Here is a 12,949-nt window from a genome sequence, read left to right as displayed (position 1 = left end):
GCTGCCACACCGAGGATTTCCCGTCGGGGGCTAGATATATGCTTCCGGAGCATATACTTTCCGGAAACCTACAGGTCAATCCGTGAAAATCCGCGATTCCGGACACACTTTTTGACCCTTAACCCGCCGGAACTACCGTAGCCTCCGTGATCAGCTACGACACCCACTACGATGCCAACGACCTCACCTGGGATTCCTCCTCCGAAGTCACCATCGACCTCTCCAACCCCACCGCCACCGACGGCGTCATCGCCATCACCGCCGCCGGCAACTACCGCCTCACCGGCGCCCTGGCCGACGGTCAAGTTGTGGTCACCGCCGGTGAAGAGGACGTCGTGCGCCTGATCCTTGACAACGCCTCCATCACCAACAAGGACGGGGCCGCCATCGACGCCGAAAGCGCCAACGAAACCATCATCTACACCGAAGCTGGCACCACCAACACCATCACCGACGGCTCCACCTACGCCGCCACCGGCACCGAAGACCCCGACGCCGCCCTCTACGCCCGCACCGACCTCACCCTCGCCGGTGAAGGCACCCTGAAGGTCACCGGCAACTACGGCGACGGTATCGCCAGCGGCGACGGCCTCACCATCGCCGACGGCACCATCGAAGTCACCGCCACCGACGACGGCATCAAGGGCAAGGACTACGTCGACATCCTGGGCGGCACCATCAACGTGACCGCCACCAGCGACGGTATCAAGTCCACCAACGACACCGACGCCGAACGCGGCTGGGTCCGCCTACTCGACGGCACCGTCACCATCAGCTCAGGCGACGACGGCTTCAAGTCAGAACGTGAACTTGAAATCGCCGGCGGTACCCTCACCATCGAAGATTCGGTCGAAGCCATCGAGGGCCAGTACCTGACCATCAGCGGCGGCACCACTAACGCCACCAGCTCCGACGACGGCATCAACGCCACTATCCCCTCCACCACCACAACTACCACCTCCGGCGGCTTTGGCGGCGGCATGGACCAGGTCGTTGACGCCTCCATCGCCATCACCGGCGGCGAACTCACCCTGAACGTTGAGGGCGACGGAATTGACTCCAACGGCACCGCAGAAATCTCAGGCGGCACCGTCATCGTCAACGGCCCCTCCACCGGCGGCAACGGCGCAACCGACGCCACGGGCGGCCTGACCGTCACCGGCGGCACCCTGATCCAGGGCGACTCCGGCGACATGTTCGAAGGTATGGAAGGCGCCTACGCCCGCTTCACCGCCAGCGTCTCAGCAGGCGATACCGTCACCGTCACCAACGCCAGCGGCGAGATCGTAGCAGAGTACAACTCCACCAAGACCATCTCAGCGGTTGTCGTTGCAGGTAGCTCCATCACCGAGGGTGAAACCTACACCATCAGCGTCAACGGCTCAGAGGCCGGTACCGCTACCGCAACCTCCGGTGCTGCTGCAGGGGGCATGGGTGGTATGGCACCCGGCGGTCGCCCCTAAGACCCCATAGACTCAACCGGACGGCCTGGCACTCGTACCCCTTTCTTCAGCCGCCGGTTGCCCCACAGCTTCCGCGTCACCACTTCTGGTCAGGTGACGCGGAAGCGTCTTTTAAGGACGGTAAGAGGAGGCAAACCACCAGACGACCCTAGTTTTTGTGTTTTTAGCAGTTTCTTACATCTCAAGTGGCGAACAGGCAGGCAAAGACTCACAAAAACATGTACCCTTAGATACAGAAAAGACTGAAAGTTTTTCTGGTACACCCCTGCCCGCAGGCGGGTGGCCAGATACGAGCGATAAAGAGGGGGTCTCGCCATGGGGCGCGGCCGTCAGAAGGCTAAAGCAACTCGGCAGGCACGGGAGATGAAGTATTTCAGCCCCGACACCGACTACACTGCACTTGAGCGAGAGCTCAGCAAGAATGCTGGCTCTCAGTCTAAGTCGTCCGGTTATCAGTACGATGACGAGGACGACTACTCGGAATACGCAGACAAGTACGCCGACGATTATCAAGAGAAGTAAGAGAATCTAGCTGGCTGTCAGCCCAGTTTTTCTCTGTTCTTGAGGGCCCGTCACCTGACCAGGTGGCGGGCTCTTTGTCTATCTGGGCCAGGTTCGCTCTGCCCTGTTCCCGGCACAGGGGCGGTGCTAGCTGGATCGCTGGGCAGGAAAGTTCTGGGTGAGGGCAAAGAGGGCGTCGGTGACGTCGGTGCGCCAGAGGTAGGTGGCGCGGGCGTCGGCCCGGCCCGGGCCCTGGTTGATGACGGCGATGGGCTTGCCCGCGCGGGCAAAATCGAGGGCGATTTTGTAGGAGCTCATCACAGCCAGGGAGGAGCCGAGCACCAGCAGGGAACGGGCCTGCTCCCCCAGTTCTTTGACGGCCTGCTTGCGGGCCGACGGCACGGGCTCACCGAAGTAGACGACGGCGGGTTTGAGTTTGGTGGAGCCGCAGGCCAGGCAGCCGACCATCTGAAAATCCTGGATGAATCGGGCGTCGATCTCGGCGTCGCCGTCGGGGTTAACCTGCAGGGTGGTGCTGGATAGGCGTTCGAGGTAGCCGGGGTTGGCGGCCTCAATGCGGGCGTCCAGGGAGGTGCGGCCCTCGTCCGCCCCGCAGTCTAGACATTCGATACGGGAGAGGTCCCCGTGCAGGGTGATAACTGTGCGGGAGCCAGCTGCGGTGTGCAGGCCGTCCACGTTTTGGGTAATGAGCCCGGTAAGGCGCCCCTGGGATTCGAGGTCTGCGAGCAGGTAGTGGGCGGTGTTGGGGCGGGCCCGGTTCATCTGCCGCCAGCCCACAAAGGAGCGGGCCCAGTAACGTTGCCGGGCCACCTCGTCGAAGCGGAACTCCTGGTAGGTCATGGGCCGGTGGTTGCGTAGGGACCCGGCGGGGCCGCGGTAGTCGGGGATCCCTGAGCCGGTGGAGATCCCGGCCCCGGTGAGCACCAATACCTGCCCCTGGTCAAGAAGCTGCCGGACGCCGTCCGCTGCTACCTGCGGGTCGGTTGGCTGGGCTGTTTCGGCGACGACCCGGTCGATGGAGCGCAGGGCGGCCGCGTGGGTGGCGGCAATCTCGGCGTGCGCGGTGATGGACGCGGACGCCCCGGCAAAGCGGGTATCGAGCGTGTTGGGTGCGGGGCGGGGCTGGGTCTGGTTCACCCTTCTAGTGTATAAAGCCGATGACCCCCTCACTTCTCTCTTCACCCCCGTGAAAATCTAGGGGATGAAGAGAGAAGCGAGGGGGTCATGCCGGGCACCTTTTACTCGGCGGTGACGGCCAGCCCGTCGACGGCGACGTCGGGGTTGACGTCCACACGCACGGTGTCGCCGTCCTTGATGGTACCGGCCAGGATTCCCTTGGCGAGGCGGTCGCCGATTTCGCGCTGCACGAGGCGGCGGAGCGGACGGGCGCCGTAGGCCGGGTCGTAGCCGGCAAGGCCCAGCCACTCGGTGGCGGCGTCGGTGACGTCCAGGGTCAGGCGGCGGTCTTCCAGTCGGCGGGCCATGGAGGCGATTTGCAGACCCACGATGGAGGCCAGGTCATCGGCTGAGAGGGGCTCGAACATGATGACCTCGTCCAGGCGGTTGAGGAATTCCGGCTTGAAGCTGGCGTTGACGGTGGTCATGACGGCGCTCTTGCGGGCTTCGTCATCGAGGTTCTGGTCAATCAGGAACTGGGAGCCCAGGTTAGAGGTCAGAATCAGGATGACGTTGCGGAAGTCCACGGTGCGGCCCTGACCGTCGGTCAGGCGGCCGTCGTCGAGCACCTGGAGCAGGATGTCGAAGACCTCAGGGTGGGCCTTTTCGACCTCGTCGAGCAGCACGACCGAGTAGGGGCGGCGGCGCACAGCTTCGGTGAGCTGGCCACCCTCTTCGTAGCCGACGTAGCCGGGAGGGGCACCGACCAGGCGGGCAACGGCGTGCTTTTCGGCGTATTCGCTCATGTCGATACGCACCAGGGCGCGTTCGTCGTCGAACTGGAACTCAGCCAGGGCCTTGGCCAGCTCGGTTTTACCGACGCCGGTGGGGCCCAGGAAGAGGAAGGAGCCGATGGGGCGGTCGGGGTCTGAGATTCCGGCGCGGGAGCGGCGCACAGCGTCAGCCACGGCGGTGACTGCCTTCTTCTGGCCGATCAGACGCTTGCCCAGTTCGTCTTCCATGTGCAGCAGCTTTTCGGATTCACCCTGGAGCATGCGCCCGGCGGGAATACCCGTCCAGGAAGAGATGACCTCGGCGATATCGTCGGCGGTGACTTCTTCAGAGACCATGGACTCTTCGGACGCGGTGTTCTCGGCCTGCTGGGCTGCAGCCAGTTCAGCTTCAAGGGCGGGAATCTCACCGTAGAGCACGCGGGAGGCCTCGGCCAGGTTTCCTTCGCGTTGGGCAACTTCTGCCTTGGAGCGCAGCTCGTCAATTTGGGTTTTGAGGTCGCCGACGCGGTTGAGCCCGGCCTTTTCAGCTTCCCAGCGGGCGTTGAGGGCGTCCAGCTCTTCCTTCTTGTCGGCCATATCTGCCCGCAGGGCTTCAAGGCGCTCGACGGAGGCGGGGTCGGTTTCGTTGGCCAGGGCCAGTTCTTCCATGGTGAGGCGGTCAACGGCGCGGCGCAGGGCGTCAATCTCTTCGGGGGCCGAGTCGATTTCCATGCGCAGGCGTGAGGCTGCCTCGTCGATCAGGTCGATGGCCTTGTCGGGCAGCTGACGCGAGGGGATGTAGCGGTTCGACAGGTTGGCGGCAGCCACCAGGGCGGAGTCTGCAATGGCAACCTTGTGGTGGGCCTCGTAGCGTTCCTTGAGGCCGCGCAGAATACCAATGGTGTCATCGACGCTGGGTTCACCCACGTAGACCTGCTGGAAGCGGCGTTCGAGGGCGGCGTCCTTTTCAATGTTTTCGCGGTATTCGTCGAGGGTGGTGGCACCGATCAGGCGCAGTTCGCCACGGGCCAGCATGGGCTTGAGCATGTTACCGGCGTCCATGGAGCCTTCGGAGGCACCGGCACCCACGACGGTGTGGATCTCGTCGATGAAGGTAACGATTTGCCCCTCGGACTTCTTGATGTCTTCCAGCACGGCCTTGAGGCGCTCTTCGAACTCGCCGCGGTACTTGGCACCGGCGACCATGGCACCCAGGTCGAGGGAAATCAGGGTCTTGCCGCGCAGGGATTCGGGCACGTCACCCGAGACCATGCGCTGGGCCAGGCCCTCAACGACGGCGGTTTTACCGACGCCAGGTTCGCCGATGAGCACGGGGTTGTTCTTGGTACGGCGGGAGAGCACCTGGATGACGCGGCGGATTTCGCTATCGCGCCCAATGACGGGGTCAAGCTTGCCTTCACGGGCAACGGCGGTCAGGTCGGTGCCGTACTGTTCTAGGGCGCCGAAGGTACCTTCGGGGTCGGGGGTGGTCACGGTGCGGTCTCCTCTCACGGTCGGAATGGTGTCTTCAATAGTCTTTTCGGTGGCCCCGGCCTGCTGCAGGGCACGGGCGGTGGCGTCGTCCCCCGCTGCGAGCGCCAGCAGCAGGATTTCGGTGGAGATGTAGGTGTCCCCGAACTGGGCTGCCTTGGCTTGGGCGGTTTGAATGGCGGTCAGGACGGCGCGGCTCGGCTGGGCCTGGGCGGCTGAGGTGCCCTGGACCTTGGGGAGTTTAGAAATCTCGGTGGAGGCTGCCAGGGAGATGGCGTCGACGTCGAGGCCTGCGGCTTTGAGGACGGCGACGGCTACGCCCTGGCGCTGGTCCATGAGGGCTTTGAGCAGGTGGGGAGTGTCGAGGGTGGGGTTGCCTGCGGTTTGGGCGTTCATATTGGCAGCCGAGAGGGCTTCTTGGCTTTTTGTCGTGAGTTGGGGGGTCATGTTTGCTCTTTCTGTGAGTAGGTTTTCTTTAATACTTGAGTGTACTCCACTCAGCTTTACCTTGAGTCTACCTCACTCAACTTAAATGCGCTACCCCCTTTAAGGTTTTTCTTAAAGCCGCCCACCGCCGTCCGCACCGGGCATGGCGGGCTTTTCCAAACACACTCGCAAAACCCCTCACCCATCAGTAAACTGAGTGCATTCACTCACCTCAAGGAGAACCATGTCCCGCACCGCCTACGCTATCCGCCACGTCGCCTTTGAAGACCTGGGTATTTTTGAAGACCTGCTTGCCGAACGCGGCTTCACTGTTGAATACCGGGACGCTGGCATTGACATTCTGAACGCCAAAGAGGTCCGGGAGGCTGATCTGCTGGTGATCCTTGGTGCTCCTATCAGCGTGAACGACACCCACGACTACCCCTTCCTCTTTGAAGAAGTAGAGCTGATTAAGGCCCGCATCGAAAACCAGAAGCCGGTGCTGGGAATCTGCCTGGGGGCCCAGCAGATTGCTGTTGCTGCCGGGGCCAAGGTTGAGCCAACCGGGTCCATTGAGCTGGGCTACTCCCCTGTTGAGCTCACCGCAGCGGGCCTGGATTCAGTCCTGGCCCCTCTGGCTAAAACCCCGGTCTTGCACTGGCATGGGGACGCTTTCACCCTGCCCGAGGGCAGCCCGGCGTTGGCCCGCACCAAGCAGTGTGAGAATCAGGCTTTCGCTATTCAGGACGCCCAGGGCCGCCCCTTTGCCCTGGGCCTGCAGTTTCATCTTGAGGTTAACCCCCGGCATATTGAGCAGTGGCTGATTGCCTACGCTGACTACATTATTGCCGCTGAGCAGGACGTCGCTGTGATCCGCCGGGAGGCTTCCCTCTACGCTGAGAAGCTGACTGCCGCCGCGTCCGCCGTCCTCACCGGCTGGCTCCAGGCCGTGAGCCTCTAAGCGCCAAGGTTCCCCACGGAAACCACATACACGCCGTCCGGCCTCTGGTAGCTGACTGGCCCGCCCGTAACAACCAGCAGAGCAGGGGGCTCCCCAAAGTCAAACCGGCTAGCGAATTTCTTGAGAGAATGCACCGCTGAATCTACTGTTTCCTGAGAACTGCCCAATTTAATCTCAGTTAGGCAGGTCCGCCCCTCATGGGTAAGAATTGCGTCTACTTCAAGACCGTCCTTATCCCTGCCATGATAGACAGGACCACCAGAAAGAGCCTGCAGGTCATGAACAATCTGAGACTCAAAGAGCTGCCCTGCATAAGGAAGATTCCTCAACAGGGTTTGTGGCTGAATGTGCAAGGCAGCCACCGCTAAGGCCGGATCAGCCAAATGACGCTTGGGAGCCTTACGCAGAGACGCCCGGGACCTAACATGCGACGACCATGCCGGTTGATCGCACGAAATAAAAATGCGTGTCAAGCTAGCCAGATACTCCCCGACTGTCTCCCTATTGATACCAGCGTCAGTTGCTATTTCAGTAATAGCCATTTCTGTCCCTACGCCGCGGGCAAGAGAGTGAAGGACCCTCATGGCTCGGGCAGGGTCACGCCGCACCCCATCAGCCACCCCCAGGTCCACATGCGCTACCGTTTGCAGGTAATCTCGATTGTTAAGCATTGCAGCAGCTAGTGGCAACTCTAGGTTCGCTGGCCAGCCTCCCCTACAGATTCTTTCGATAATTTCTTCCACCGAAAGTTTGCTCTGCAGATACGGAGCTTGCGTCTCCCCTCGTATAAATCCTTTCAGAGAAAAGGTGCCGTCTGAGTGGCCAGATTCAAAAAAACTAAAGGTTTGCATGCGTAGGCGTGCAAAGCGTCCCGCCCCAGAGTGTCGAGCCTCGTTCTCACCTGGCGCGGTAGATCCTGTGAGGATAAACTGCCCTGTTTGCCCCCTACGATCAACTTCATGGCGCACCAGATTCCATAGGGAAGGGTAAACCTGCCACTCGTCAAAGACTCGTGGAACTTCCCCGTCAAGAGCTAGATGAGGTGCCAATTCAAGCTGTAAACCTATCTGCGGATCAGTATCTACCTGCACAAAGGACTGCGCGACCTGACGTACCGTTTCGCTCTTTCCACAGCCCTTGGGGCCTTCAAGAAGCACAGCACCACTGCGGTCAAGAGCCTCAGTGAGTTGCTGGTCAACCAGACGCTCAAAATATTCCCTAGCCATCAATGAATCTCCCTCCAACACAGCAACTATCCGTCACTTTGGATATATTCTATCCAGCATTTTGGTGGCTTTCTATCCAGCAAATAATCCCGAAATTATCCGGCATATTATCGGTTCTAGCTGGCTTTCCCTCTAATCCAGGAAGTCGTACATCGACTCTTCGCGTTCGAGCTGTTCGCGGGTGGTGTCGTCGAGCCCTTGGGTGAGGGCGCGGGCCCGGCGGTAGTCGCTGATAGCCAGCAGGAGGGTGGCTATGGCGAACGAAAAAGTCAGGATTCCGCTGGTGTTCCCGAAGGCTGCTGATAGGCCGATGACGTCCGGGCCCAGGAGGGCAGCGGCGGCTGAGATATTGCGTCCGTCCAGGCGGTCGGGGGCTACCAGGCCAAAGAATCCCGCCAGAATCCAGGTTGAGGCCGCCACCAGGGCCGTTACCGACGGCAACCCGGCCTGCCTGCCTGCTTCTTGTAATTTCATTTCCCGGTAGGAGAAGAGGGCCGCCACCAGCAGGATCCCCAGCAAGGCGGGTCCGAACGAGATTGCGTAAATAGGCACCAGCTCTCCTCCAGCGCCCAAAAGAGCCCGCCCTGCCGTAATCCAGGCAGCCGACGCGCAGGCCATGGGCACCAGCAGGTAGGTGAGCAGGCGCAGGACGGTCCCGCCCCGCCGACGTAGGCGCGGGTGGGTAGTCGGAGATTCAGGGGCTGATGAGGGGTACTGTTGCTTCACCCACCTATCGTAACCAGGCGGCAGCCACCGAAGAGGGGTAGGGTGGTGTCTATGAGCAAACTTGAAGCAATTTTCTTCGACCATGACGGCACCCTCGTAGATACCGAGCCCCTGTGGGCAGAAGCCAAAACCGCCTTGACCGCCGAATTTGGGGCCACATGGACTGAACAAGATACGCTCATGGCCCTGGGCAAGCCCGCTGCGGTCACCTTTGCCCGCATGCAGGAGATTGGCGCCGATGCCCCTGCCGACGAACTCTATGAGCGACTTAAGGCCAAAATGTCGGCGCTCCTGAAGGACGCCCGGGTGGAGCTCCTGCCGGGCATTGAGGCGCTCCTGCTTCAGGTAGCCGAGGCGGGCGTCCCCGCAGGAATTGTCACGAATGCAACAACCGAGGTAGCTGCCAACACCGCCAAGCTGGCGCCGGAGGGACTCTTCAAGACCCTGGTTACCGACGAGCAGGTAACCCACGCTAAGCCAGACCCTGAACCCTATCTGACAGCCGCCCACAACCTGGGGGTCAACCCCAAGAATTGTGTGGCGGTAGAAGATTCAGCCTCAGGAGCCCAAAGCGCCATGGCAGCAGGCATGAAGGTTGTGGTAGTTCCCGGCCTGACGGAGGTGCCTGCCCACCTGGGCCATGCCCGCTATGCTCATACGGAGCTGACCCTGGCAAAAATTCGTGCCTTGGTCGAGGGTTCGAGCCCCGAGAAGTAGACAAGACCCCCGAGAAGGCCGGGCCCCAGCAACCAGGGCCCTAAAGGACGAGGCGGCCCCTCCCAGTCTGGGAGGGGCCGCCTTGCCTGTGGTTCAGTGTGGTTCAGACCGGTGAACGAAAATTAGTTCAGGTTGCCCTGGCCGTCTTCCAGGTGACCGCGCAGGAACCACTGGAAGAGTTCCAGTTCAGCGGTCTGGCCGATCAGCAGGTCTTCGGTGATGGGGTCGATGTCGCCCACCTTGGCGATGGCTGCGCGGTGGTCTTCAACGACGACGTTGTAGACCTCGTTGAGGGCACGGATGTGGGTCATGGCATCGCCGCGGTCAACGGCGTACTCAGCCCAGGTGCGCTTTTCGACCAAGTCGCCGGAGAGGCCATTGGGGGCTACGCCCATGGTGGCCATGCGCTCGGCGATAGCGTCGACGAAGCCGCGCACCAGGTCAACCTGGGGGTCGAGCATTTCGTGGACGGCGATGAAGTTGGGGCCGACGACGTTCCAGTGGGCGTGCTTGAGCACCAGGTGCAGGTCGTTCAGGGCGTGCAGGCGCATCTGCAGGATATCGGCAACGTGGTGGCCTGATTCTTCGGTGAGGCCGGGGACGGTGAATGAAGCGTACTTGCTCATGGGGAAATTTCCTTTCAGTGACTTCCAGCCAGAATGTGGGTTCTGGTGGTTTCGTTACTTCTACCTTACGGGTTCCCCAAACCACTTTCAAGCCTTATTTTGAATAAATCATAATAAGGAAAACCTGCCCTGACAGGCCAATATACCTACTATCGAGCTTATGTAAGCCTAACCTGACCGCATCTGACCAGCCCGAACACACGCCGTCCAGCCCCACACAAGCAATAGCAAACACAAGCCTTACCTAAATAAAACCCCAAAAAATTTTTTGCACAGGACGACACAGTGTCGGTAAAGTAGAGCCCAGCGAAGGGGAGTAGTTCCCACCGGCGCCCCACGGTGCCCAAGCGGTTTATCGACATACTGGCCCGCCCAGCAGTAGCTGAGGCACCCGGTAAACCACCGCCAGCCAACTGCACAAGCAGGTAGGGCAGGCGGCGAGCGAGACCTTCGGCTAAGAACGCAAAGACATTCTTAAGCCGAAGTGTACACCCAACTAGCCCCCGCTTCGGCTCCTGACCAAAGGTAAAACACCATGACAGCAGCCGCCCCTGAAGCCCCCCACTCCCCCCAGCCCAGCCGCGCCCAGATTCGGCGCTGGCGCCGCTACCTGGCCGAGGAAATCTCAGAAGCCCGTATCTACGCGGCCCTCGCCGAACGTGCCGAGGGGAAAGAAGCAGAAATCCTGCGCGAGGTAGCAGCGGCAGAACTGCGCCACCAAAACCACTGGCGAACCCTCTTGGGCGAGCATGCCTCCCCGGAGCCGCGTCCGGCCCTCTCCGCCCGCTTCCTTGAACTGCTAGCCAAGAACTTCGGGTCTGTTTTCGTTTTGGCCCTGGCCCAACGTGCCGAAGGCCGCTCACCGTACGCCGAAGACCCGGACGCCACCGAAGCCATGGCAGCAGATGAAGCAATCCACGAAGAAATCATCCGTGCCCTCTCAACCCAGGGCCGCGAAAAACTCTCAGGAAACTTCCGCGCCGCCGTCTTCGGCGCTAACGACGGCCTGGTCTCCAACGCCGCCCTCATTATGGGTATCGGGGCCTCAGGGGCCAGCACCTCAATGGTCCTGCTCTCCGGTATTGCCGGCCTGCTGGCCGGGGCCCTCTCCATGGCAGCCGGTGAGTTCGTGTCCGTCCGCTCCCAGCGGGAACTATTGGACGCCTCCCGCCCCACCCAGGTCACCCTGGACGTCGCCCACCACCTGGATATCAACCAGAACGAGCTAGAGCTCATCTACAAGGCCCGCGGTATGAGTGAAGAGGCTGCCCGCCACCGCGCCATGGAACGCTTCGGCTACTTCACCTGCGACTGCGACCCCTCCCTGTCCTACCGGGAAGAGCAGGACGGCGACGGGGCCAGCGAAGAGCACGGGGCTCTGGGCAGCGACGTGGGGGCGGCAGCTTCCTCCTTCTGCTTCTTTGCCTCTGGCGCCCTGATTCCGATTCTCCCTTACATTTTCGGGCTGGGTGGGGCCACCGCCATGGTAGTCGCTATGGTTCTGGTGGGTCTGGCCCTGATGATCACCGGTGGCGTCGTTGGTCTGCTCTCTGGTGCTTCGCCCTTCAAGCGGGGTATGCGCCAGTTGGCTATCGGCTACGGGGCCGCCCTGGCCACCTACCTGCTCGGCCTGCTCTTCAATACGGCGGTGCTCTAGGCGGCGCGAAAGGACGCTACCCAGCCAGGGGCGCGTAAGGACGCCCTTGAAGCCGACTGGCTGGGTCTGGCATGAATTGCTTGCGAGCCCTGCGAGCCAGCAAGAAGGTTAGTCGGCAAAAGGGCGTCCGCCAGCGCCCCTCCCCGGCATCCAGCGCCCCTCCCCGGCATCCAGCGGCCCTCCCCGGCATCCAGCGGCCCTCCCCGGCATCCAGCGGCCTAACAAGAGCCCGCCCAGACCGAGGTTCCCGGTTAAAAATTCAGCCCACCACAGAACCTGTGGTGGGCTGATTTTAGTGCTGCTTACTTGTTGGCGAAGATTTCGCGCATAAGCTGGGCAGCTTCTGAGGGGGTCTTGCCGACCTTGACGCCTGCGGCTTCCAGGGCTTCCTTCTTTGCCTGGGCGGTGCCGGAGGAGCCTGAGACGATAGCGCCTGCGTGGCCCATGGTCTTACCCTCGGGGGCGGTGAAGCCTGCAACGTAGCCAACAACGGGCTTGGTGACGTTGGCCTTGATGAACTCAGCAGCCCGCTCTTCGGCGTCGCCACCGATTTCACCGATCATAACGATGGCTTCGGTTTCGGGGTCAGCTTCGAAGGCTTCGAGGGCGTCGATGTGGGTGGTGCCGATGATGGGGTCACCGCCGATACCGATGGCGGTGGTGAAGCCGATGTCGCGCAGTTCGAACATCATCTGGTAGGTCAGGGTGCCGGACTTGGAGACCAGGCCGATCTTGCCCTTGCCAGTGATGTTGGCGGGGGTGATGCCGACGAGGGACTCGCCGGGGGTGATGATGCCGGGGCAGTTGGGGCCGATGATGCGGGTGATCTGCTTGCCGTTGGCGTCGACCTTGCTCTTGGCGTAGGCCCAGAATTCGGCGGTGTCGCCGACAGGTACGCCCTCGGTGATGACGACGACGAGGGGGACCTCAGCGTCGATGGCTTCGATGACGGCGTCCTTGGTGAAGGCCGGGGGGACGAAGACGATGGAGACGTCAGCGCCGGTTTCCTTGACAGCTTCAGCGACGGAGCCGTAGACGTTCAGCTCAACGTCGTTGCCGGAGGCGTCCTTGTGAGTGACGGTGGTGCCGGCCTTGCGGGCGTTGACGCCGCCGACGATTTGGGTGCCGGCTGCGAGCATGCGGGCGGTGTGCTTGGTGCCTTCACCGCCGGTGATGCCCTGAACGATGACCTTGGAGTCCTTGTTCAAAAAGATAGACATTGTATTAACCTTCTACGTTTTAATC

11 protein-coding genes are annotated in these 12,949 nt (G+C 61.6%); 5 read left to right on the top strand and 6 right to left on the bottom strand.

Going from position 1 to position 12,949, the window contains the following annotated elements; all coding sequences use genetic code 11:
• Window positions 1–146 precede the first annotated feature (146 nt).
• Both L7A15_RS06570 and L7A15_RS06565 read left to right on the top strand, forming a co-directional pair.
• Entirely contained in the window at window positions 147–1,463 is a 1,317-nt protein-coding gene (locus tag L7A15_RS06570; RefSeq protein WP_237208680.1) for a carbohydrate-binding domain-containing protein, read from the top strand.
• A gap of 315 nt (window positions 1,464–1,778) precedes the next feature.
• Complete coding sequence (locus L7A15_RS06565; protein ID WP_237185107.1) at window positions 1,779–1,985, top strand: DUF3073 domain-containing protein; 207 nt, start codon at window positions 1,779–1,781, stop codon at window positions 1,983–1,985.
• A 126-nt stretch (window positions 1,986–2,111) separates the two neighbouring features.
• On the opposite strand, the gene L7A15_RS06560 is transcribed toward L7A15_RS06565, so the two are convergent.
• On the bottom strand, window positions 2,112–3,053 hold the full coding sequence (locus tag L7A15_RS06560; RefSeq protein ID WP_237208705.1) for a Sir2 family NAD-dependent protein deacetylase: 942 nt from the start codon (window positions 3,051–3,053) through the stop codon (window positions 2,112–2,114).
• Window positions 3,054–3,223: 170 nt separating this feature from the next.
• Window positions 3,224–5,812 carry an ATP-dependent chaperone ClpB gene (gene clpB, locus L7A15_RS06555; RefSeq protein ID WP_237208679.1) on the bottom strand — a complete coding sequence of 863 codons (2,589 nt, stop codon included), beginning with the start codon at window positions 5,810–5,812 and terminating at the stop codon, window positions 3,224–3,226.
• Between the two features lie 223 nt (window positions 5,813–6,035).
• Here clpB and L7A15_RS06550 point away from each other — a divergent pair, with 223 nt between their 5' ends.
• The gene (locus tag L7A15_RS06550) at window positions 6,036–6,752 is read left to right on the top strand and encodes a glutamine amidotransferase (protein ID WP_237208678.1); all 717 of its coding nucleotides are present in this window, start codon (window positions 6,036–6,038) and stop codon (window positions 6,750–6,752) included.
• Here L7A15_RS06550 and L7A15_RS06545 read toward each other — a convergent pair.
• Both L7A15_RS06545 and L7A15_RS06540 read right to left on the bottom strand, forming a co-directional pair.
• The gene (locus tag L7A15_RS06545; protein ID WP_237208677.1) at window positions 6,749–7,978 is read right to left on the bottom strand and encodes an ATP-binding protein; all 1,230 of its coding nucleotides are present in this window, start codon (window positions 7,976–7,978) and stop codon (window positions 6,749–6,751) included. The genes L7A15_RS06550 and L7A15_RS06545 overlap by 4 nt on opposite strands.
• A gap of 132 nt (window positions 7,979–8,110) precedes the next feature.
• Window positions 8,111–8,704, bottom strand: a complete 594-nt coding sequence (locus L7A15_RS06540) for a hypothetical protein (RefSeq protein WP_237188863.1) — start codon at window positions 8,702–8,704, stop codon at window positions 8,111–8,113.
• 51 nt (window positions 8,705–8,755) lie between these two features.
• On the opposite strand from L7A15_RS06540, the gene L7A15_RS06535 reads away from it, so the two are divergent.
• On the top strand, window positions 8,756–9,421 hold the full coding sequence (locus tag L7A15_RS06535) for an HAD family hydrolase (protein WP_237188862.1): 666 nt from the start codon (window positions 8,756–8,758) through the stop codon (window positions 9,419–9,421).
• Between the two features lie 122 nt (window positions 9,422–9,543).
• Here L7A15_RS06535 and L7A15_RS06530 read toward each other — a convergent pair whose 3' ends face one another.
• Window positions 9,544–10,047: a Dps family protein gene (locus L7A15_RS06530; RefSeq protein ID WP_237188861.1), complete on the bottom strand. Its 504-nt coding sequence runs from the start codon at window positions 10,045–10,047 to the stop codon at window positions 9,544–9,546.
• A gap of 535 nt (window positions 10,048–10,582) precedes the next feature.
• On the opposite strand from L7A15_RS06530, the gene L7A15_RS06525 reads away from it, so the two are divergent.
• Window positions 10,583–11,704, top strand: coding sequence for a VIT1/CCC1 transporter family protein (locus L7A15_RS06525; protein ID WP_237208676.1), 1,122 nt, complete (start codon window positions 10,583–10,585; stop codon window positions 11,702–11,704).
• Between the two features lie 302 nt (window positions 11,705–12,006).
• Here L7A15_RS06525 and sucD read toward each other — a convergent pair whose 3' ends face one another.
• Window positions 12,007–12,924, bottom strand: a complete 918-nt coding sequence (gene sucD / locus L7A15_RS06520; protein WP_237188855.1) for a succinate--CoA ligase subunit alpha — start codon at window positions 12,922–12,924, stop codon at window positions 12,007–12,009.
• Between the last annotated feature and the right edge of the window lie 25 nt (window positions 12,925–12,949).

Source organism: Rothia nasimurium, from assembly GCF_928391935.1.
In the GTDB taxonomy this organism is placed as follows: Bacteria; Actinomycetota; Actinomycetes; order Actinomycetales; family Micrococcaceae; genus Rothia; species Rothia nasimurium_D.
The sequence above is the reverse complement of the archived record's forward strand: the minus strand, read 5'-3'. Positions and strand labels throughout refer to the sequence as shown.